Below are 22,630 nucleotides of genomic sequence, written 5' to 3' on the forward strand. Positions count from 1 at the left end.
AACGCAGTGGAGCAGTTTTGCGAAAGCAAAACTTGACCTCCCCGTTTACCTGTAGGCTACTGTGTCTAAGGCGACAGAGGTTACTTCTTACTTTTCTACCCACTCGATCCGCTAAAGAGCTTTTTTTTGCTTAACCTCTCGGGTGAGTTCTTACTTCCTATTATCTCCTTTTATTTCAACTCCTTTACTCGGTTTGCTCTCCTCTATATCGGATTTCGGGAACGGTGTTACTGCCGCCGCCGGATCCCATTCGACATGTATCTTACTTCCATATGTGTCTATACTTACACGGCTTGACTGGCCTGATTCTTTGTTCACTTGCTATCTCCCATTGGGTGAGTGCTCCTTATGCTATTTTTTGACTATAACTCCCTGTTTTGTATAGTATTATACTCACACCCTGTTTATGCAACTGCTTTTTTTAGGTTTAATCTACTTCAAAGAGAAAAGTTATTCTTAAAAATTGATGGATCTAAATCAACTTAAATCTGATTTTTTTGTTGAAGTAGGTAGATTCTATGCAAACCACTGATGTCTTTAAGTTTAAAATATCCTACCGGTTGAAAGTCTATTCCATCTAATTGAGTAGCTATATTTACCACATTTTCAGTAATCAATATTCTGTTAACTAAGGGTAACTCAATTCCATTGGTTTCACCATTGAGCGTGTGCAAATCACTTGTTTTTACTCCGTCAACTCTGAAAGTCATATTAACGGCATGTCCACTCCTGTCGCCTGTAGTGTCAACAATTGTAGTCTCCCCAAAGTTAATTGCAAAATGAAGTTGAATTTTGGATGAGTCATCCATATGTTCGTTATAACATGCCATGTCATTTAATAAATCTACAGCAAAACAAATTGCATTTTTGAGTTTTTTAAAAGTTAAGAGAAAACCATCGCCAGTACTTTTTTTAAATTGAGCATTTTCACTTGTAGCTTTTTTTTCTACTTTTTCTTTGAGAATTCCTTTAAGTTGATTAGCCAACTGATCTCCATATATATTAGCAGTAGCAGTTGAGTTACACATATCAACAACAAGTATAGCCTCAGATTGAATTTTTTTAGTTTGTTTTCGTGTTGTAGAAACTTGTTCATCTACCCATCCAGAATAAACTCCCGGGCCGTAAGTACACATTTCACAAAATAATGATTCTACAAATCCTTTTGTTTGATCCTTTTTCACATTATTAAAGTAGCCAACAATTCCTTTTGGAGACATATGCGACAAAGAGTGACATATTATTTTTTTTTGTGATAATATGTCACTTATTTGAGTCCCAAGTGGAACAAAACCTTCTGTTTCTTTATCATCAAAAGAGTGATCAGGGAGAGATTCTAAAGATTTATTCAAAATATCTCTACTCAACAAAACAAACTCATGCCATGTTAAAACTGCATTTACTAAACCAGTGTTTTGCGGATGATATACTATAGTTTCTTTATATGAAATATTGGGACCTACAAAAACAATCTTAGCAGTATTTGGTAATTCTGATTTTAATAAAGATGCTGAAGTAAATAATGTACTTTTAGCCTTAACTAGATTACCTTCTAAATCTGGTCTATGTTTTCTAATTATATTTACAATAGACCCACATCGTGAATCAATTATTAAACTATTTGCATTGGATGTAAACCTACTTTCTACTTCTGTTACGATGTTTTCCAATGCTTTTCCAGCATAATTAATTGTTCTGTAAACTAATGCTGCGTTCATTTCTTTAAAAGCAGCAACTACTTTATATAGAGAAATTTCCTTACTAAAAAACTCAAGCCCTGGTCCTATAATAACACCAAAAGTCTCTTTATCGCTGATCCACTTCATTACACGTCTATTATGAGAATTAGGTTGAAGAGCTTTACAAAGATAAGGGTTTTCAGGGTTAATTAATTTTACACAAATACCACATGAAAAACATTTAGACTTGCTAAAATCAACTATTGACTTATTATCATACTTCTTAATCGCGCCGATAGGACATATATCAATGCATCTATTGCATGATATATCGCATTTTGACTTGATAAACTTTATACCACACTGAATATTTTTCCCCATCTGTTTCCCTCCAAGAACTTTAATCAATTATACTTTAACTGATTGTCTCATATTTGGGATCCACTATAGTTTTCGGGTTAACTGATATCTGTAATATTTCCGTTCTGGCCGACTATAAATTTATCTATAAGCACTATCTTGTCATGAGTATCTATGTCGTGCTCCTTATTGGTGTCAATTTCTATACCACCTATGTAAATAATGCTTAAGTTATCTTTTTTAGCAAGTTTTGTAAGCTGTTGCTTTACCCATGGAGCTTGGCCGCTGTATGCTTTTAGTGTAACTTCCAACAAGTCATAGCCGCTGGGTTGTTGTTGTATGTTATGAAGGGAAACCGTTTGCTTTATATACTTGCTAAGAGCTCTTAAGTCAGTGTCAGAGGGCATCTTTGAGCCTTTCACTATTATGTCATAGCAGGAGCTGATAGCGCCGCAAGACGCAGTGGCACTGTCGTGCCCATATCTTACAAACAAGCCGAACTCTTTTGTGTTATTGTCATAACCGATATGTGATAAGTTTAAAATCATGAGCTTTCCGTCCTTTTTTACCGGCACGTGATGTGCAGCAGGCAAGAGGCTCTCATATGTTTTTATTTTAGGCAAAAAGAGCCCTCCAAAAAGACGCATATTATAGAATTTTTCAACTTTAATCAAAGTGTCGTCATCGAATTTTTCCGGATAAAATTTTCTCATACCATGTTTGATATTATCTATAACTGTAGTGCATTGCTCATCCGGACAGTTGATTACAACCACAACGGAATTAACACCAAGGTGCACGTCGTATCTTTCCATTATACCGTTGATAACCTTGCAACATTGGGGTATAGCTATCGCTTTATTAAGAAAATCGCCGGCTGATATCTGTTCCATATTCCCATCTCCATTTAAGAGATTAATAGTGATAGTATAAGAGCTTGTCTAACCCCTCTTTGACATACTACCAGAGATTTGACAATTCAATCAAACTATTATTTAACTAGTCAGGGTTTGGCGCTGTTTCCAAAAGGCCGTCATTAGAGGTATTAAATGCAAAGTAAGCGAGCTGCCGCTCTAAAAAAAGAATAAGTATTTTGAAACTTTACCTGCGACAAAAAAAATTATCATCTGCTATAATGGCTAATACTAAGCTGCATTCAGAAGTAAACGCAGGCGGCTGGGAGCTGGGCGGCACCTCCCCTTACAGGGGATTCCCCTTTTTAGGGGAGAGTACTCCTCGGAGCTTTTGACGATGCCGGCAAAGTTAGACGATTGAAGGCTGCTTGGTATAAGCCGTACTTTATGGCTATCAAGTAAGCCGGAATAAGTGGTTAAAATTAATCAACAGGCAAAGGAATGAGATTCATGTTGAAATACAGGACTATAGTCAGAGACCACATAGTTCTTATGAAGCCCGGCATAGTGCTGCTTGTGTTGGTTACAGCACTCAACGGCATGTATATGGGACAGAGGGGGTTTCCTACATTTTTGCTCATACTCCCGACAATGTTTGGAATAGGCCTCTCAGCAGCCGGCTCCGCCGTATTAAATAATTTTTTTGACAGAGACATCGACCGGCTGATGAGACGCACAATGGTGAGGCCGATTCCGCAGGGACGTGTTTATCCCGCATCGGCTCTAATATTCGGGCTTTTCCTTATAATGGTTGCCATTGCAGTGTTTGCTGTTTTTGTAAACGTGTTGACGGCGGTTCTTACCTTCATAAGCGCATTTATTTATGTTATTCCATACACGGTACTAATGAAACGGCGTACTCACCTTGTAACTCACGTGGGAAGCATTACAGGCGCATTGCCTCCGGTTATCGGCTATGTGGCAGTGAAAGGGCACATTGATCTACAGTCTCTTGTATTATTTGCAATCATGTTTATCTGGCAACATCCGCATTTCTGGGCATATGCTCTGAAGTATAAGGATGACTACTCACGGGCCGGGATACCAATTCTGCCAATATCAAAGGGTATTATAAAAACTAAAACTCAAACTCTAATTTATACAATTATTCTTTTACCCTTTGGGCTGCTGCCATATTTTTTGTCAATGGCCGGCATTATATATTTGCTCACAAGTATTGTGCTTGGCATTTTCTACATAATTTTCGCTCTGAGGTTTTACCTTTCCAAAAAAGAAAGCGACAGAATACTGTTTGTATATTCTCTCATATACATAACGGCAGTGTTTATCGTACTTGTTGTGGATATGATTAAATAAGAGATAATGAGTTATCATATCACACTTTATTGACCTTATACCAGCCGTTTTTGTATTGAATTATTGCCGGAATAATGTTATAGTACGAAAGAATTTATAATATAATCCCATGTTGGAAAAAATCGAAATAACCTATAAACTAAAATGCCGTCGTGATGAAAATGTTGAACATCTGGTTAGAAGAATTGCCCTTGAGCAGACTGTTGAGGTTGCTGATGAGCTTGCCGTCTTATGGGGTGTCGGTGAGACGATTATCGGCAAAACAGAAAGTATCACACCAATTGATGTAAATGTTTATTTGGCGGTAATCTCGTATAACCCTGAAATAACAGCATACCGGTTGCCTCAGTTTTTAAACGTTCTCTATGGCAATATTTCACTTCTTAATGGAATTAAAATTGTGGAAATTAAGTTTCCAGAAATTTTTGCAGAGAAATTCCGCGGCCCCAACTACGGAATAACCGGAATAAGAAAACTTCTCGGTGTACATGGCAGAGCACTTCTGAGTACCGCACTGAAACCCATGGGACTATCCCACAAAGAGTTATCCGGCATAGCCTATAACTTTGCTGCCGGTGGCGGCGACCTGGTAAAGGACGACCACGGCCTTGTTGACCTCACATTTTCTGAATTTAAACAAAGACTCTCTCTGTGTGCAAATGCCGTTGCAAAGGCAAATGCCGAAACCGGTAAAAACACAATTTACTTTCCAAACATTTGCGCACAAGCGGATATGCTTGAACAGTATGTCAGCTTTGCTGCAGATTTGGGAATAAAAGGAATTCTCATCTCTCCTTTTTTGGTTGGAATTGACTCTGTGCGCTATCTTAGTGAGAAGTTTAACATGATAGTGATGGCACATCCGGCATTGACCGGCACTCACTTTCATGACTTAAACCATGGAATTTCCATTGACGTGCTGCTTGGCACAATTTTCAGGCTCGCCGGGGCCGATATCTCCATCTATCCCGCCACCGGCGGACGGTTTGGCTTTACCCCCGATGACTGTAAAAAACTAAATTACGCCCTCAGAACACCCCTCTATCACATAAAGCCGTCATTTCCAGCTCCAGCAGGCGGTATGGGTTATGACAAGATAGCAGACATGGCCTCCCTTTACGGTGTGGATACGGTTTATCTGATTGGCGGTGCCCTTCAACTTTACAACAAGAGTTTAAAAAAAGCCACTGAAGCCTTTTTAAGGAAAATCAATGAGATATTTGAGAAAACACCTGCCTCCGCCGATTTGAGTGTTAATCTTACCGGCTTGGCATCAACCGGAGCAGCTAATTTTACCGGAGAGCTCCTGCGCCATCTTCCATTTAATAACTTTTCGTGGCAGGGCAGAACTCCACGGGTTTATAAATCATCCCTTGCGCATGATTTTAAAGACGTTACACGCCACGAGCTTACCGGCAGATACGGTGAAAACACTCAATTTGACCTAAGGTATTTTGAAATAGCTGAAAACGGTTACTCAAGTCTTGAAAAACACTACCATGAACATGTAATAATATGTGTGCGGGGACATGGACGCCTCCTCTGTGGAGATGATGAAATAAATCTTAATCCGATGGATGTGGCCTATGTGCCTCCAATGTGGGTTCACCGCCTTATAAATGAAACGAGTGAACCATTTGGTTTTTTTTGCATCGTTGACCATAAAAGAGACAGGCCCCAAAAACCGTAAATGTGCTTTACACTATAAAACACAACATAAGGAGATAATCAACATGGCAGACCTTGACAATGTAAAAGAGGCAAAGCTTTTTTATACGGATGTCGCCCAAAAGAGCGATGTGTTTTTTCTGAAAGGTTCAAACTCCCTCGACTGGGGTATGAAAAACCGTCTTTCTAAAATCTTTGATCCTCAATCGGGTAAAACCGTGATGCTCGCAATTGACCATGGATACTTTCAGGGTCCTACCACAGGGCTTGAAAGAGTGGATATCAACATTGTGCCGCTTATGCCCTACACCGACACCCTCATGCTGACACGCGGAATTCTCCGAGCCGTTATACCCCCGACATACACAAAGGGCATAGTGATGCGCGCAAGCGGCGGCCCAAGCATTCTGAAAGAACTCTCAAACGAGGAAATCGCCGTTGATATCGAGGACTCCATACGAATGAACGTCTCGGCTATGGCGGTACAGGTATTTATCGGCGGCGAATATGAAACTAAATCAATAAACAACATGACACGCCTGATTGACATCGGTAACCGCTACGGCATCCCTACCCTTGCTGTTACGGCAGTCGGCAAGGAGCTAAAACGTGATGCACGGTACTTCCGGCTCGCCTGCAGAATCTGTGCCGAGCTGGGGGCCTCATACGTTAAGACATACTATGTGCCCGATGGGTTTGATTCTGTTACAGCCTCATGCCCGGTGCCTATAGTTATGGCCGGCGGAAAGAAGCTCCCCGAACTGGACGCTCTCACCATGTCATACAATGCAATACAGGAGGGAGCTGCAGGGGTTGACATGGGAAGAAACATTTTTCAGTCCGATGACCCCATTGCAATGATTCAGGCTGTCAGAAAAGTCGTGCACGAAAATATGAAGCCTAAGCAGGCGCTGGAATTTTACGAAACCCTGAAAAACAAAGAGAAACATTAATTTAAAAATACAGGGGAGATAAAAGTGTTAAACAGATGGTCGGATGATGAGGCTGAGAGGTTTGTAAAACTCTACGGTGATACGTGGGGAGAGCCGCTTGCACTAAGAACTTATACGTCTCAACTGCTTGGACGGCAGCGGTCCCTTGTACTTCACGGCGGCGGCAATACATCCGTCAAGTCCGGCTGCGTTAATGTTTTTGGAGAGACTCTCAGTGCCCTGTACGTTAAGGCCTCCGGCTACGATATGGATACAATACAGCCGCAGGGGCATGTAGCCCTTGAACTAAGCCATCTCCTGCGGCTGCTTGAACTTGACGATTTAGATGATGCAGCCATGATAAATGAATTCCGCCGCCACATGTTTGACCACAAAGCACCAGCACCATCGCTTGAGACCCTCCTCCATGCTTTCATTCCGTTTAAATACGTTGACCACACTCATTCAGAAGCAATCCTGACCCTGGGTAATTCACTAAACGGAAAAGAAAAATTAACTGAGTTATTTGGGGAAGAGGCGGTAGTGCTGGAGTACTATACGCCCGGATTTCAACTGGCAAAGGCAGCCCTCACACTTTATAAAAACAATCCCGGCGGCAAAAAAGCTCTGATTCTCATGCACCACGGAATTTTCACATGGGGTAACACTGCGTTTGACTCTTATAGCAGGATGATTGACTTTGTTTCAAGAACTGAAACATATATTGAAACTGTCAGGGGGAATTTAAATCGAAAGATTTTTGTTAACGCCTCTCAAGATGAGGTAGCGCAGGCTCAGGAGCGTTATATTAAAATAGCTCCCATACTCAGGGGATTACTGTCGGAAAAGATTGATGATATTGATAATCCGTTTAATAAAGTAATAATGAAACCTTTGACGGATGAGGTGACACTTGGTGTGATAAATACGGAAAAAGGCAAAGAAATGCTGCTGACCCCTCCGATTACCTCAGACTATCTTATACGCACAAAAGCCTTCCCTCTGTGGATTGACTATGTCCCTTTTGACGATGATACAGTTATAAGGGAGGCCCTCTCAGGTGCATTGACCGGTTACAAACTGCAATATGAACATTATCTTGCAAGGCACAGTTTTAAAGCATCCGGGCTTAAACCGTCAGAGACCATGCCAAAGGTGATAGCAATACCCGGCATTGGGGTTATATGCACAGGCGGTGATGACAAAACGGCCACAATTGCACGTGATATAACGGCTCAAAACATACGTGTGAAAATTAATATTGCAGAAACTTCCGGCTTTAAAGGCATAGAAGAGGACTCTGTTTTTAAGATGGAGTACAGGCTCTATCAACACAACAAGCTAACAATCGGCAATGTAGCCGGCCGGCTTTCCGGCACTGTATCAATAGTAACCGGTGCAGCGGGGGCAATAGGAGGGGCTATAAGCATGGGGCTTCTGCAAAACGGCTCCAATGTTGCCTTAACCGACCTGCCCGGGGCTAATCTTGAGTCCATGTATCAGAAGTTAAATGATGAATTTGGAGACCGTGTTGTAGCAATTCCAATGGATGTTACCAGTCCTGAGTCTGTTTCAAGGTGTTTTAACAAAGTGGTGGAAGTTTGGGGAGGCGTGGATATATTAATACCCAATGCCGGCATTGCATTGGTATCAACACTTGCGGATATGCCTTTTGAGGGGTTTCAGCGCTTGCAGCGTGTAAACACGGAGGGGACGCTGACAGTGGTATCAGAGGCGGCACGATTTTTTAAGAGGCAGGCAACGGGAGGGGATATAGTTTTGGTGTCAACCAAGAATGTGTTTTCACCGAGTGCCAGTTTCGGGGCATACAGCGCCACAAAGGCGGCTGCACATCAGATAGCGCGTGTGGCCTCCCTTGAGCTTGCCCCAATCAGTGTAAGAGTCAATATGGTATCGCCGGATGCAGTGTTCTCCGGAGTGCAGAGATGCTCCGGGCTGTGGGAAGAGATAGGCCCGGGGAGAATGAAAGCACGCGGACTTGATGAAAAAGGTCTTCAACAGTACTATCAAAGCCGTAACCTGTTGAAATCACCTGTAACCGGAGAACACGTAGCACGGGCTGTCCTGTTTTTTGTGACACACCAAACCCCGACAACCGGCGCCACTATCCCTGTTGACGGCGGTCTGCCCGACGCTACTCCAAGATAAGAGAGAGAAAAGATATTATAGCGATGTGCATGATTCCGTTCATTTCTTTTAAAGGCTGATACCAAGCTGCATTCAATCGTCTAACTTTGTCGGCTTTGTCAAAAGCTCCGGGATGTACTAAAGCACCGCTTTCCTCCCAGCCGCCTGTGTTTACTTCCAACTGCAACTTGGTATTACTTCTTTTCTTTAGCTAACCTGGCTTTTCTTTCAAGCCAGTCGTGATATTCGAAAAAGCATCTTTCAAATTGTATTTTTAGCCACGATTTTTCGTCATCGGTTGAACGGCTCCAGAAATCATTAAGCCAGTTGATTATTTCGTCCTTCATGTGGTCTGTAGATTTCCTTAGTACATTGCCTGCCGGCAAGTTTTCCTGTACTGTCAAGAGCCAATCGAGTGAAATATTAAATGTAAGTGCCATCTGAATTACCAATCCTGTCGGCAGCTTGCCTTGTCTTTTAAAAATTGATAGCGATTGAGGTGTAATCCCTAAACTTTTAGCAATTGCAGACTCGTTTTTCATGGCAGACACTCTCATAACTTTCGTTATGATATTATCATAATCTAAAGTAGTATTTAAAACATCTCTTGTCATTTTGTAATCATAGACTAATGTTTTCCATAGTACATAATATTCATTTTATATTATCAGGGCAAAGATGTCAAGAGCTGTTAATTATTTTTTATTGTTGCTGCATTTGGGTATGAGGCTGTATTAAATTCTGCATATTAATAACGGAGGATGTCAGGGCAAATAAAGAGTCTTTTCGTTTTAACCGATAAAGTGCTATGATATCATCTGCTTAAGAACTATAGTATGGCACTTAAAAAGTTCATAACGGCTGATTTAAAAAAAAGCCTCTGTATAGCAGCCTGCCTGCTCAGTGTTATTTTTTACTTAACCACTCCACAAGCTGTGGCGCGCTCAGGCGGTAAGTTTTCAGAATTCTACCGCATTTCAGTTGATGCGCTGCCGGTACATACCGGAGCGTCTGAGGACGCACCGTCTTATTTCCAACTCCTCAGAGGTATGGAGATTGAACCGGTCGGAAGTGCACAGGCTGAGGGGTTTCTGTGGTTTGAGATAAAAATTAACGGCAGATCATTTTGGCTGAAGTACAAGGACGTCTCCAAGCACGAAACCTACGCAGACACTACGTATGAAAGACCTGAGGAGGAGTTTTTTAAACTTTCAACCTCAGACAAGAAAATCCTTGTAAACAAGGAACTGAGGACTCTTACTCTGTATGAAAAAAACGACGATGGCTGGAAGGAAAAAAAACGTTATCATACAGGCCTTGGCGATTTTACCGGTAAACGGCAAAGCAGCCGCTTAACGTATGAGCCGCAGGTATATCTTGTGTTAATGAAAGGCGGCGGATTTAAAATGTACGAAAAGCTTCTTGCTAAATTTCCGGATGCCGGCGAGTCCACAGCCATCGTCTTTTTGGACAAAACAGCCAACGAAATAACCGTCTATGAAGTTGCACATGGTAAGTGGATAAAAAGAGATGAACGATACCGCTCTGATGAGAAAATTATTTTTTCATCAACACTTGTATGGTTTTATGATGACAAGTTCAATATCCTGTACCATAATGACCTCTCCCCTAAAAGAATCAAAGGGGATAGAAGGACGCCCGAGGGGCTCTACTACATAGCCGATATAAACCCTGTAAGCCGCTACGGCAAGGACCCTGATACAAAGCGGGGACTTCCCTCCCTTCAGCTCAGTTACCCCAATAACATGGACGCATGGCGCGGACTCAGAAGCGGCCTTATCACAATTTCACAGTACAACCAAATAACGGAGGCAATAGAAAATACAGAGGTGCCGCCGCAAAACACCCCTCTGGGTAGTCTTATAATGATCCACGGCGGTGGTGAGGCCGACTGGACAGCCGGCTGTGTAGCCTTAAATAACAGGGATATGAAAGAACTCGCCTCAGAGGTTGACCTGCTCACTCCGGTTTATATAAAATGATTAACTTAGGGCGTAATTGCAAGCATCCGACCCCCAAAGGAGACGGGTATTTTTTAAGGAAAAAACCATTGATATGGACTTATAGGGGAATCCATGTCCTTCTATAAAAGGGAGAAAGGAAGTGGATTCCAAATCAAGTTGGCAATGGCGGATAATACCAAGTTGCAGTTAGAAGTAAACACAGGCGGCTGGGAGAAAGCAGCACCTCCCCTTACAGAGGATTCCCCCTTTAGGGGAGACGTTAAGGAGCTTTTGACGAAGCCAACAAAGTTAGACGATTGAATGCAGCTTGGTATAAGGAAAAAGCTTTAAAAACAAATACATGGATAGAGTTTTAAGGAGACATATTGACAGACAAAATAATGATAATTGATGATGATGCCAGTGTTCGGATGGCAATCAATAAGATATTGCAGCGGGACGGCTACGAGATAATAACGGCGGTAAACGGCACAGAAGCGCTCCAGTCCTACAAAGAGCACACCCCATCCCTTATCGTGCTGGATATGAAAATGCCGGGCATGGATGGAGTGGAGTTTTTGGAAGCGCTAAAAACAGTATCCACAAGAAGTACCTGTCCTATAATTGTGCTCTCAGGCCATGCCAGTGATGAGTACATAGAGAAGTGTTTTGAGTGGGGCACGATAGCCTTTCTCACTAAACCCTTTAACATATTCGAACTCAGGGGCATGATAAAAAACATTTTATCACTCAGCAAAACTGAGCAGGCTCTGAGAAGCGAAATAAATGAGCGATGGGAAGCGGAAAAAAAACTTCGTCACAATTACCGTATTCAGTCAATCATAGCCTCGTTGTTGAGCAAATCCTTGGAAAACATAGATATAAGTGACTACCTCAATGAGGCGATTGATCTGATTATGTCAATTCCCTGGCTTACATTTGAAAACAAGGGGGCAATATTTCTGATAGAAAATAACCCCGCCGAGCTGGTTCTTAAAACACAGAAGGGTTTGACGGAAGATAATATTAAAAAGTGCAGAACGGTTCCCTTCGGAGTCTGTCATTGTGGAAAAGCCGCCCTTGAGAAAAAAATAATCTTTGCCCCTGTGGTGGACGAAAGCCATGCTCTGCAATATCAGGGGATATACCCGCATGGCCACTACTGCACGCCTCTGGTTTATAACAATAAAACCCTCGGTGTCCTTAACATATACCTCAGAGCCGGGCATTGCGGCGACCCCGGGGAGATAGAGGTACTGAGTGCCATATCTAATGCGCTCTCAGGGGTTATCGTGCGCAAGAGGGCCGAGGAGCAGCAACAGCACAGCATAGAAAAACTCAACAGAAACATAAATGATGTGGTTGAGGCAATGTCTCACGCTGTTGAGGCAAAGGACCCTTACACGGCAGGCCATCAGCGCAGAGTATCACTGCTTGCCGTAAGGATAGCCCGTAAGATGGAACTTCCCGAGGAAGTGGTTGACTGCATAGGGCTTGCCGGCATAATTCACGATTTGGGGAAAATTGCTATTCCCTCTGAAATACTGAGTAAGCCCGGCCAGTTAAATAAAATCGAATTCGCCTTGATTAAGACCCACTCAAGAGTCGGTTACGATATCTTAAAGGATATAGAATTTCCCTGTCCGGTTGCTAACATCGTGATTCAACATCATGAGCGGATAAACGGCTCAGGGTACCCTGCCGGTTTAAAGGCGGAGGAGATACTTTTAGAGGCGAGAATTATGTGCGTTGCCGATGTTATTGAGGCTATGACCTTCCACAGGCCATACAGGGCGGCCCTTGGAATTGACAGAGCCATTGATGAGATAACAAAAAACAGCGGCATTCTGTATGACCCCGTGGTCGTTGAGGCTTGTATTGAGGTGCTGAAAGCCGGGTTTAAATTTGATTTCTGAAAAAAATATATTGACAATATCCGGACATTTGATGTAAAACAATACTATGCCGGGAACATATGTTCCAACAGACTACTTGCCTGTGCTTGTGTTTTTAATTATAGCACTGGGGTTTGGTTTAGGATCGCTGCTTTTTGGGTATCTCCTGCGGCCGCGCCGCCCCTACGCCGAAAAACTTTCCCCATATGAATCAGGGATGCTTCCCGAGGGTGAGCCGCGGCAGAAGTTCACCGTAAGGTACTATATTATTGCCATACTGTTTGTTGTCTTTGATGTGGAAGCCGTCTTTATGTATCCATGGGCTGTGGCGTTTAATAAAATCGGACTGTATGCTTTTGTCGAGATGATGCTGTTTATACTTATCCTTGCTGTTGGGTACATCTACGCATGGAGAAAGGATGCTTTTGTCTGGGATTAATTTATTAACACTCTTTAAGAGTATGATTCAAGACCTTAAAAATAGAAAGAAAACGTAGGGAGCAGGTACGGCAAGATGATAGATACCTCAACGGGACTGATTGATGTAGAGGAGGGAATTAGAATAATTCCCGGAGCAAACACAATAATCACCTCACTAGATAAATTGATAAACTGGGGGAGACTGTCCTCACTGTGGCCTGTAACATTCGGTCTGGCCTGTTGTGCCATAGAGATGATGGCAACAGGCTCAAGCCACTACGACTTAGACAGATTTGGAATAATATTCCGGGGCTCTCCCCGCCAGGCGGACTGCATAATAATAGCCGGCACGGTTACAAAGAAAATGGCTCCCGTTGTTAGAAAAATATATGACCAGATACCCGAACCACGGTACGTTATCGCTATGGGCAGTTGTGCCTGCACGGGCAATGTCTATCGGTCGTACTCAGTTGTTCAGGGCTGTGATACGTTTCTTCCGGTAGATGTCTATATTCCGGGCTGCCCGCCAAGGCCGGAAGCTCTGCTTGATGGAATTATAAAGCTTCAGGATAAGATGAGAAAAGAGAGGATGAGATGGAGCCCCCTGAAATAGCCGCTAAAATAAAAGAACTATTTCCGGATGACGTTACCGGAATCAGGAATTTCAGAGGGCAGTGTGCTGTCGTTGCCAAAAAAGACAATATATTGAAAATTCTTATGCACCTGCATGACACCGCTGAATTTGATTTTGATTTCCTGAAAGACCTCTGCGGTGTTGATTACTTAAGCAAGAGAAATCCCCGCTATGAGGTAATCTACCAATTGTACTCAATCACTCACAGACATATGATAAGGATAGCGGCACAGGTGCCGGAGAGTTCACCCTCACTGGATAGTTGTGCCGGCATTTGGAATACAGCCAACTGGCACGAAAGAGAGTGCTACGACATGTATGGAATACTTTTTGAGAACCACCCTGACCTGAGACGAGTTCTTATGCCCGAGGACTGGGAAGGATACCCGCTGCGAAAGGACTACCCGGTGGAGGGACCTGAGCAGGAGTGGCGCGGATTTAAAGAAGTGCTGCAAAAACACGAGGAATATAAGAAGTACGAATGGAACCGCTGAAGGATTTAAAAACCAGAGAGCTGGTCCTTAACATGGGGCCACAGCATCCCTCAACACACGGTGTGCTGAGGCTTAAACTTGAATTAGACGGTGAGACCATAAAAAAGTGCACTCCCTATGTGGGATATCTGCACAGAGGAACTGAAAAGCTCTCCGAGGGTATGACCTATATGCAGTGTATGCCCCTTACAGACAGGCTTGATTATATATCCTCTATGACAAACAACGTGGGGTATTGTCTTGCAGTGGAGCGGCTCTTTGGCATAGAGGCTCCGCTTAGGGCAAAATACATTCGCACTATCGTCTCTGAAATATCACGGATTTCCAGCCATCTGCTGTGGCTTGCCACCCATGCACTGGATATCGGCGCTATGACTGTCTTTCTCTACTGCTTCAGGGAAAGAGAGGCATTGATGGATTTGTTTGAAATGCTCTGCGGAGCTCGCCTTACGGTCAGCTACCCGCGCATAGGCGGAGTCAGAAATGACGTCACCCAGGAGTTTATAGATAAGCTGTATGATTTTTTACTGGATTTTCCATCTAAAATCGAGCAATACGAAACCCTTATTAACGTAAACAGAATCTGGCTTCAGCGAACAGTCGGCATTGGGATTATATCGGCGCAGGAGGCTGTAAACTGGGGACTGTCCGGGGCCACGCTCAGAGGCTCAGGGGTAAATTACGATATCAGAAAGCACTTTCCATACGATGCCTATGATTTGGTGGAGTTTTCCGTACCTGTTGGTAAAAAAGGAGATGTTTATGACAGGTATCTGTGCCGGGTTGAGGAGCTGAGACAATCGGTATATATTCTGAAACAATGTGTGGAGCGGCTGCCTGTGGGGCCGATATTAGCCCCTGATGTGCCTAAGTTTACGCTTCCGCCAAAAGACAGGGTGCTGAGTGAAATGGAATCACTCATTCATCATTTTACGCTGATTACCAAGGGCCCTATGACAGCCCCCAAAGGTGAAATCTATGTTGCCACGGAGGCGCCCAAGGGGGAGCTGGGATTTTTCATAGTCAGTGACGGTACCGGCAAGCCCTACAGGATGCGGATTCGCTCCCCGTCCTTTATACACGTCTCAGCGCTTCCCAGGCTCTGTGAGGGAAGTCTCATTGCCGATGCCATTGCAAATATCGGCTCCATTGACGTTGTGCTTGGGGAGTGTGACAGGTAAGTGACACGGCACCATGCCTTAAAGGACAATGAGGACACGACACCACAGGTAACGGAGGAGAAACTACGGTTGCTCAGAAATAAGATACATTACCTTATGGGGCTTTACCCCTCATATCAGGGAGCGCTTCTGCCGTCATTGTATGCGGCGCAGGAGATATTCGGATATATCAGCCCGGAGGCAATCGGTGAGGTTTCAAACATAACCGGCGTCTCTGCTGCACAAATTAAGGGGGTAGCCTGCTTCTATGCCATGTATAAGACTAAACCCATGGGAAGGCATATTATCCAATTGTGCACCAATGTGGCTTGTATGATTGAGGGAGCCGAGGACCTGGTTGCGTACTTAGGGGAAAAATATGGGCTGACGCCGGGCGGCACAACCCAGGACGGCAGATTTTCATTGGTTATAATGGAATGTATCGGCGCCTGTGGCACGGCTCCTTCCATGATTCTTGACAGCGACTCTTATGATAATCTTACAAAAGACAGGCTGGATACACTGCTTGAGAGTTATAAATGACTAAAATGAATTCACTGAAAGCACGGGAACAAACGTAGTGGAAAATATAATTTTAAAAAAAACCGGCAGCTCCGGGACTATTGCAATAGAGAGCTACATAGCACAAGGCGGCTATAAGGGCATGGAGCGGGCTGTGGGGGATATGACCCCGCGGGATATCATAGATGAGATAAAGAGCTCCGGGCTTAGGGGCCGCGGCGGGGCCGGGTTTCCTACCGGTATGAAATGGCAATTTGCCTCTTTGGATCCGAAATTCCCCAGGTATCTGGTTTGCAATGCCGATGAGGGGGAACCCGGCACGTTTAAAGACAGACCGATACTGGAACACAACCCGCATCTTTTAATAGAAGGGATGATTATATCCGCCTACGCACTGCAGTCATCCATAGGGTACATATACCTCAGGGGCGAATATCCTCATGCAAAGAGAGTACTTGAAACAGCCATTGAGGAGGCCCTTGCCAGGGGCTACCTTGGTAACGATATACTGTCGAAGCATTTCCGGTTTAACCTGACAGTCCACTTCGGAGCCGGAGCCTACATCTGCGGCGAGGAAACTGCTCTTATTGAGTCACTTGAGGGCAGGCGCGGTCAACCAAGGCTTAAGCCGCCGTTTCCCGTAAACTCAGGGCTGTGGGGGAAACCCACTATTGTCAATAACGTCGAGACACTTGCAAATATCCCGTGGATTGTCTCAAATGGTGCTAAGGCATATGCCTCTATAGGAGTTAAAGAATGTCCGGGGCCGAAGCTGTTTTCCGTAAGCGGTAAGGTTAACAAACCCGGCGTTTATGAGCTTCCCATGGGAATTACCCTCAGAGAGATAATATACGACCACTGCGGGGGAATAAAGGGCGGGCGTCCCTTAAAGGGAGTAATCCCAGGCGGTATATCAACCCCGATACTTTCACCGGAGAGTTTAGACTGTCCGATGGACTTTGTCCATTTACCAAAGCACGGCTCTATGCTGGGCTCAGGGGCCGTGATGGTCTTTGACGATACAGTGTGTATAGTTAAGGTTTACGAGCGTGCTATGAGGTTTTTTGAACATGAGTCCTGCGGCAAGTGTACGCCATGCCGCGAGGGTACTGCATGGATGAGAGCAATCCTGAGTCGAATCGAGCAGGGGAAGTGCTCTGAAAACGACCTTGAAACACTTCAGGATGTGGCTGAAAATATAGCCGGAAAGACATTTTGTCCGCTTGGTGACGGGGCGGCGAATGTCCTTCTTGCCGCTATGAAAATCTACAGGGATGAGTTTGAGTATCACATTAAAAATAAAAGGTGTAAAGTAAATGCTGCATGATAAGATGTATAATGCAGTAGTAGATGCGCAATAGAAATTTATGATTAAGCTGACAATAGACGGCACAGAGGTACAGGCTGTACAGGAGATGACGATTCTTGATGCGGCAAAGCAGGTTGGCATAGAGATTCCAACCCTTTGCGATTTTAAGAAGTTATCCCCTTGTGGCAGTTGCCGCATGTGTCTTGTGGAAATAGAGCGTCTCCCTCGTCTGCAAACCGCCTGCACGGTAAAAATCACGGACGGTATGGTAGTTAGAACCAGCACGGATGCAATCAGACGGGCACGTAAGGCAATGCTGGAATTTTTGCTGATAAATCATCCCCTTGAGTGTCCGGTGTGTGATAAGGCAGGGGAGTGTATCCTGCAGGATTTGACAACAAAGTACGGAGCTGCAGACGGCAGGTTTAAAGAGGGCAAACGCACCAATCCAGTGAATTTTCAGGACCCGGTTATAGTTAGAAACATGGAGAAGTGTATCCTCTGTACCCGTTGTGTAAGAATGTGTGACGACCTTCAGGGGGCCTTTGCCATAAGTGTAATCAACAGGGGCTGCCAATCTGTGATAGAGCCGTTTTCCGGTGGCAGGTACGATTGTGAGTACTGTGGTAATTGTCTGTCGGTATGCCCGGTGGGAGCCATCACATCGAAAGTCCAAAGACACACCTACAGACCGTGGTACATAGAGCGGGAGGTGGAGACTATCTGCAGCTTCTGTGGAACAGGTTGTACGCTGACCCTTCAAATGAGGGAAAATACAATTATAAGGGTTGTTCCCAATTTCGACAAAGGGCTGAATTCCGGCATGTTGTGTGTTATGGGGCGTTTTGGGTACGACTACATTGAAAATGACGAAAGATTGAGCAGTCCCCTTATCAGAAAAAACGGCGTTCATGTGCCAGTGACATGGGAGGAGGCGACGGAGTTTACTGCAAAGCGTCTAAGTGAGATAACCAAAAAACACGGCGGCGGCGCTGTGGCCGGCATTGCCTCCGGAAGATGCACAAATGAGGACAACTACATGCTTCAAAAGCTCATCCGCTATGTGTTGGGCTCAAATAATATAGATTCCGCTGCAAGGTTTTTTTACGGCCCTGCGGTGGCATACCTTGAGAGAATGTTCGGGCAGGGCATTACTGCAAACCTGATACCGGGCATAGCCAAGTCAGACGGTGTTTTTGTTGCCGGAGGGGACCCCACTACCATAAATCCGGTACTTGGCATTGCAGTACGTGCGGTTTGGAAAAACGGCGGAAAAGTTTTTGTTTTAGGTAAATCCGGCGGTCTAAGAAGTAATGTCAAATACGAGTTGAATCATGCTGAGGGAGCGGAGACGCTTGTTCTTAGTTGGATATTAGCCAGGGTTTACGAAAAAAAGGGACTTAGCGCCGAAAACTCCATTATTGAAAAGAAACTATCTGCACTTCAAGTCCCTACCGAGGAGATGCTTATCAGGGCAGGGGTAAGTGAGGAAGCATTACAATATACGATAGAAGAGCTTGTCAAATTGAAGAATCCTGTTGTTATAATAGGCCCTGAGGTTACAGTTTATGGTAACGGCTCAAAGAATCTTTTTTTACTGGGAGCGCTGAATTATATTTTAAACGGCAGGTTGTTTGTACTGATGGATGCCCCCAACACACAGGGTTGTCTTGATATGGGCTGTGCCCCTGATTTACTTGTCGGCGGCAGACCGATAGAGTTTGAAGCCTTTGGCCATAAGATGGAAGATATGGCAGGGATGAAAACACCGTATGAGCCCGGCTTAAGCATTTTAGAGATGATTGACGGCGCTTATAATGAAAGCGTAAAAGCGTTGTTTGTGATGGGAGAGAACCCTGTCTTTAATATACCGGATAGAAAGAAGACGGAGTCCGCCCTGCAGAAACTGGAATTTCTGGCCGTAACTGATGTGTTTTTTACGGAAACGGCGGCCCTTGCTGATGTTGTGTTTCCGGCCTCGGCATGGAGTGAAAAAGACGGTACATATACAAACCTGGAAAGAAGGCTTCAGAGATTAAAAACCGGAGTCCTAAGCAGCAGGGGCAGAGCGGAGTGGAAAATAATTGCCGATATTTGCAAGACTCTGGGAATGAAGGAATCCTATAAAGACGTAAAGAATGTCTGGGATGAGATAAGCCGCATATCATCGGTTCATACGGGGCTTAGGTATGACAACCTAGGCGGCCTTGGCGGTATCTGGCCCTATGGCGGCGAGCCGCTCAGGGGCATAGAGGGTGACTTTGAAGTGCACGGGCTGGAGGATATGCCGGAAATCCCTGCTTCAGTACAAACCGGCCATATCCTGTTAAGAGAGGACGGAGCGCTGTTACACTCCTGCTCTTTGTCACGGTACTCAGGTGCTCTTATGGGTATAGCCCCTGAGCCGTTTGTGGTTATAAATCCTGCCACTGCGCGCTCTTTTGGTGTTAACAATAACGAGCAGGTGGTTATTACAGCTAAAAAAGGAAAGATAGAGGCTGTCGTAAAAACCGACCCTGCAATGCCCAGGGATGCAGCGGCACTTTCAAACGCTTTTAAAGACAGAGGATTCAGGTCAATTGTGGGTTGCACAACAGACCCGGCTCTGAACAGTCTTTGCATAACAGACAGAGCTGTAACGATAGAGAGGTACGAGCCGCTATGACATTAGATGCTTTGCATTTGTGGATTCCACAGTATATCTGGGATCTGGGAGTTATACTTCTGAAGATCGCCGTAGTGCTGGGCGCAACAATGGGACATGTCGCCTATGCCACGTACTTTGAGAGAAAAGTGATAGCCCACATGCAGGTCAGAATGGGCCCGATGGTGGTTGGCCCGCACGGCATATTTCAACCGATAGCGGACGGTATTAAATCGTTTTTTAAAGAGGACATAATACCGTCAAATGCCGATAAGCCGTTGTTTTTCTCAGCCCCTGTGATTGGCCTTATGGCTGCTATTTCCGCCCTTGCAATGATACCGTTTTTTGACGGCTTTGTAATCAGTAACGCCAATGCGGGACTACTGTTTCTCTTTGCCATGTCTTCGCTTGCCACATATGGAGTTATATTGGCCGGGTGGTCGTCTAATTCAAAGTACTCTTTTTTGGGCTCGTTGCGTGCCTCGGCTCAGATTATCAGCTATGAGGTATCTCTGGGGCTGTCCCTTGTCGGTGTTATGCTCATGGCAGGCTCCGTTAACCTTACAGACATTGTTCATGCCCAGCACCAGTACCCGGGCGGAATGTACATCATTCCACAATTTTTGGGATTTTACGTGTTTGTTATCTCAGCCATTGCCGAGACCAACCGTACCCCGTTTGACCTGCCCGAGGCGGAGACGGAACTTGTAGCCGGGTTTTTCTCCGAATACAGCGGGTTCCGGTTTGCTCTGTTTTTTATGGCTGAGTACATTGGAATGATTATCATGTCCTCGATAGCCGTTCTTTGCTTTTTAGGCGGCTGGACCCTCCCTCAGTTTGTTTACAGAATATTTCCATTTTTGGCTCATGTGCCGGGGCTGGTCTGGTTTTTACTTAAACTCTATATGTGTATATTCTTTTACTACTGGATACGGGCTACACTGCCCAGGTACAGATATGACAAGTTGATGTCACTAGGCTGGAAAATTCTTATTCCTCTGGCACTATTAAACATTACGATAACCGGTATTTTTAAAATATTTCTGCACAAATAAATTAACTATGATACGGACAGGTTTAATAAGATGAAAGACGATGTAGTGATAATGACAAGAAAAGAGGAAACTCCGATAGCGAGGTTTCTAAAGACGGTGTTTTTTGTAGAAATCTTTCAGGGAATGAAGCTGACCCTTAAAACCATGTTTACAAAACCGGTAACCAGGCAGTATCCTAAGGAGAGGCGGCCTGCCTGCCCCGGCTTCAGAGGACTTCATGCCCTTGTGAGGAATCCTGAAACCGGACAAGCAAAGTGTGTCGGTTGCGGCCTCTGTGCCGCCATCTGCCCGTCAAAGTGTATTACCATATACACATCTGAGGGGAAAAGCCACGAAAAGGTTGTTGACAGGTACGAGATAGATGTACTTAGGTGTTTGTACTGTTCTCTGTGCGTTGAGGCCTGCCCTTATGGGGCGGTTGTTTTAACTGAGCACTATGAGTATGCCGGATATACGAGGGCGGAGTTTAAGATGACCAAGGAGAGGCTTCTTGAGAATTGGGATAAATATATGGTAGGCGATAAAGGGATTGAGTACTTTAAACGGTTCTGGGGCCCGCGGGCCGGTGATTTTAAAACGCCGGAAAATCAGGCGGTGTTTAAAGGACGCCCGCAGATTCCGGAGGGCTCAAAGTGAGATGCACCTATGGCTTGCATGAGCACGGAGGATATGCACGGTGTTAAGTAAGGTGTTTTTTTTATACTTTGCCACAGTGGTTGTCTTTACCTCCGTTATGGCGATAACGAGACGAAACGCTATGCACGGTGTGCTCTTTATGCTTCTGATGTTTTTTCATCTGGCAGGGTTGTACTTATTTTTAAATGCCGAGTTTTTGGCGGCGGTACAGATAATTATCTATGCCGGGGCCATAATGGTATTATTTCTTTTTGTCGTTATGCTTCTTAATTTACGTGAGGACGTACAGAAGAGCAGGTTTATCAGACCCTGGATAGCCGGCTTTGTAATATCCGCAGGTGTGATGGCTGTAGTACTTAAAGCGGCAAAGTCTGTAAAAGTTGAAATATCCGGGCTATGGGGAATAAAGGAAATTAAGAGCGCCACCCACATAGGGGCCATAGGACAGGAACTCTACACCCGGTATCTGTATCCGTTTGAACTGGCCTCCCTGGTGTTGCTTGTTGCAATAGTGGGGGCAATTGTCGTTGCCAAAAAGAGGTTAAAGTGAAATTTTTCAGGGGGTTTTAATGCAGTGGTGCCCTTAAACTGGTACATATGGCTTAGCGGAGTGCTCTTTTGTGTGGGAATGTTTGGTTTTCTCACCAGAAGGAATTTGATAATAATGCTTCTGTCGGTTGAGATAATGTTCAATGCCGTCAACATAAGCCTGGTTGCCTTTAGCCACTACATGGAGGACTTAGCGGGGCAGATACTTGTCTTTATGATAATAGCGGTGGCGGCGGCGGAGGCCGCTATAGGACTGGCACTTGTTATTCTGTTGTTTAGAAACAAGGAAACCATAACAGTTGATGAAATTAATGAGATGAGAGGATAGGG

Annotated in this window: 22 protein-coding genes; 18 read left to right on the forward strand and 4 right to left on the reverse strand. The window is 44.5% G+C overall.

Annotated features, from left to right (window positions below; translation table 11 throughout):
* Positions 1-150: 150 nt before the first annotated feature.
* The 3 genes from H7844_09305 to H7844_09315 all read right to left on the reverse strand — a co-directional run bounded on the left by H7844_09305 (position 151) and on the right by H7844_09315 (position 2,932).
* Positions 151-318, reverse strand: a complete 168-nt coding sequence (locus tag H7844_09305; GenBank protein MEO5357480.1) for a hypothetical protein — start codon at positions 316-318, stop codon at positions 151-153.
* Between the two features lie 164 nt (positions 319-482).
* Positions 483-2,060 carry a hypothetical protein gene (locus H7844_09310; protein ID MEO5357481.1) on the reverse strand — a complete coding sequence of 526 codons (1,578 nt, stop codon included), beginning with the start codon at positions 2,058-2,060 and terminating at the stop codon, positions 483-485.
* Between the two features lie 77 nt (positions 2,061-2,137).
* Positions 2,138-2,932 carry a hypothetical protein gene (locus tag H7844_09315; GenBank protein MEO5357482.1) on the reverse strand — a complete coding sequence of 265 codons (795 nt, stop codon included), beginning with the start codon at positions 2,930-2,932 and terminating at the stop codon, positions 2,138-2,140.
* A 462-nt stretch (positions 2,933-3,394) separates the two neighbouring features.
* Between H7844_09315 and cyoE the strand changes: the two genes are divergently transcribed.
* The 4 genes from cyoE (at position 3,395) to H7844_09335 (ending at position 9,039) form a co-directional block, all read left to right on the forward strand.
* Positions 3,395-4,270, forward strand: a complete 876-nt coding sequence (gene cyoE, locus H7844_09320; protein ID MEO5357483.1) for a heme o synthase — start codon at positions 3,395-3,397, stop codon at positions 4,268-4,270.
* Between the two features lie 109 nt (positions 4,271-4,379).
* Positions 4,380-5,960: a RuBisCO large subunit C-terminal-like domain-containing protein gene (locus H7844_09325; protein ID MEO5357484.1), complete on the forward strand. Its 1,581-nt coding sequence runs from the start codon at positions 4,380-4,382 to the stop codon at positions 5,958-5,960.
* Between the two features lie 43 nt (positions 5,961-6,003).
* A complete protein-coding gene (lsrF, locus tag H7844_09330) occupies positions 6,004-6,891 on the forward strand; it encodes a 3-hydroxy-5-phosphonooxypentane-2,4-dione thiolase (GenBank protein ID MEO5357485.1) in 888 nt (295 codons plus the stop codon).
* 24 nt (positions 6,892-6,915) lie between these two features.
* Positions 6,916-9,039, forward strand: a complete 2,124-nt coding sequence (locus H7844_09335; GenBank protein MEO5357486.1) for a bifunctional aldolase/short-chain dehydrogenase — start codon at positions 6,916-6,918, stop codon at positions 9,037-9,039.
* 173 nt (positions 9,040-9,212) lie between these two features.
* Here H7844_09335 and H7844_09340 read toward each other — a convergent pair whose 3' ends face one another.
* On the reverse strand, positions 9,213-9,632 hold the full coding sequence (locus tag H7844_09340) for a helix-turn-helix domain containing protein (protein MEO5357487.1): 420 nt from the start codon (positions 9,630-9,632) through the stop codon (positions 9,213-9,215).
* A gap of 222 nt (positions 9,633-9,854) precedes the next feature.
* On the opposite strand from H7844_09340, the gene H7844_09345 reads away from it, so the two are divergent.
* The 14 genes from H7844_09345 to nuoK all read left to right on the forward strand — a co-directional run bounded on the left by H7844_09345 (position 9,855) and on the right by nuoK (position 22,628).
* Positions 9,855-11,021 carry a L,D-transpeptidase gene (locus H7844_09345; protein ID MEO5357488.1) on the forward strand — a complete coding sequence of 389 codons (1,167 nt, stop codon included), beginning with the start codon at positions 9,855-9,857 and terminating at the stop codon, positions 11,019-11,021.
* A gap of 93 nt (positions 11,022-11,114) precedes the next feature.
* Positions 11,115-11,303 carry a hypothetical protein gene (locus H7844_09350; protein ID MEO5357489.1) on the forward strand — a complete coding sequence of 63 codons (189 nt, stop codon included), beginning with the start codon at positions 11,115-11,117 and terminating at the stop codon, positions 11,301-11,303.
* Between the two features lie 65 nt (positions 11,304-11,368).
* Complete coding sequence (locus H7844_09355) at positions 11,369-12,898, forward strand: response regulator (protein ID MEO5357490.1); 1,530 nt, start codon at positions 11,369-11,371, stop codon at positions 12,896-12,898.
* Positions 12,899-12,944: 46 nt separating this feature from the next.
* Positions 12,945-13,316 carry an NADH-quinone oxidoreductase subunit A gene (gene ndhC / locus H7844_09360; protein MEO5357491.1) on the forward strand — a complete coding sequence of 124 codons (372 nt, stop codon included), beginning with the start codon at positions 12,945-12,947 and terminating at the stop codon, positions 13,314-13,316.
* 75 nt (positions 13,317-13,391) lie between these two features.
* Positions 13,392-13,910 (forward strand): NADH-quinone oxidoreductase subunit B, encoded by a 519-nt coding sequence (locus H7844_09365; GenBank protein MEO5357492.1) that lies wholly within the window; start codon positions 13,392-13,394, stop codon positions 13,908-13,910.
* Between the two features lie 104 nt (positions 13,911-14,014).
* A complete protein-coding gene (locus H7844_09370; protein ID MEO5357493.1) occupies positions 14,015-14,425 on the forward strand; it encodes an NADH-quinone oxidoreductase subunit C in 411 nt (136 codons plus the stop codon).
* Complete coding sequence (gene nuoD, locus H7844_09375; protein ID MEO5357494.1) at positions 14,413-15,606, forward strand: NADH dehydrogenase (quinone) subunit D; 1,194 nt, start codon at positions 14,413-14,415, stop codon at positions 15,604-15,606. Before H7844_09370 ends, nuoD begins: the two co-directional genes overlap by 13 nt.
* Positions 15,607-16,128: an NAD(P)H-dependent oxidoreductase subunit E gene (locus H7844_09380; GenBank protein ID MEO5357495.1), complete on the forward strand. Its 522-nt coding sequence runs from the start codon at positions 15,607-15,609 to the stop codon at positions 16,126-16,128. It abuts the gene before it with no gap.
* Positions 16,129-16,165: 37 nt separating this feature from the next.
* Positions 16,166-17,434 (forward strand): NADH-quinone oxidoreductase subunit NuoF, encoded by a 1,269-nt coding sequence (gene nuoF, locus H7844_09385; protein MEO5357496.1) that lies wholly within the window; start codon positions 16,166-16,168, stop codon positions 17,432-17,434.
* A gap of 40 nt (positions 17,435-17,474) precedes the next feature.
* A complete protein-coding gene (locus H7844_09390; GenBank protein ID MEO5357497.1) occupies positions 17,475-20,081 on the forward strand; it encodes a molybdopterin-dependent oxidoreductase in 2,607 nt (868 codons plus the stop codon).
* A gap of 89 nt (positions 20,082-20,170) precedes the next feature.
* Complete coding sequence (gene nuoH, locus H7844_09395; GenBank protein ID MEO5357498.1) at positions 20,171-21,115, forward strand: NADH-quinone oxidoreductase subunit NuoH; 945 nt, start codon at positions 20,171-20,173, stop codon at positions 21,113-21,115.
* Positions 21,116-21,145: 30 nt separating this feature from the next.
* Positions 21,146-21,751 carry an NADH-quinone oxidoreductase subunit NuoI gene (nuoI, locus tag H7844_09400; GenBank protein ID MEO5357499.1) on the forward strand — a complete coding sequence of 202 codons (606 nt, stop codon included), beginning with the start codon at positions 21,146-21,148 and terminating at the stop codon, positions 21,749-21,751.
* 40 nt (positions 21,752-21,791) lie between these two features.
* Positions 21,792-22,301, forward strand: a complete 510-nt coding sequence (locus H7844_09405; GenBank protein ID MEO5357500.1) for an NADH-quinone oxidoreductase subunit J — start codon at positions 21,792-21,794, stop codon at positions 22,299-22,301.
* A 24-nt stretch (positions 22,302-22,325) separates the two neighbouring features.
* Positions 22,326-22,628 carry an NADH-quinone oxidoreductase subunit NuoK gene (nuoK, locus tag H7844_09410; protein ID MEO5357501.1) on the forward strand — a complete coding sequence of 101 codons (303 nt, stop codon included), beginning with the start codon at positions 22,326-22,328 and terminating at the stop codon, positions 22,626-22,628.
* Positions 22,629-22,630 lie beyond the last annotated feature (2 nt).

It is taken from the genome of Nitrospirae bacterium YQR-1 (assembly GCA_039908095.1).
Classification (GTDB): Bacteria; Nitrospirota; Thermodesulfovibrionia; order Thermodesulfovibrionales; family Magnetobacteriaceae; genus Magnetomonas.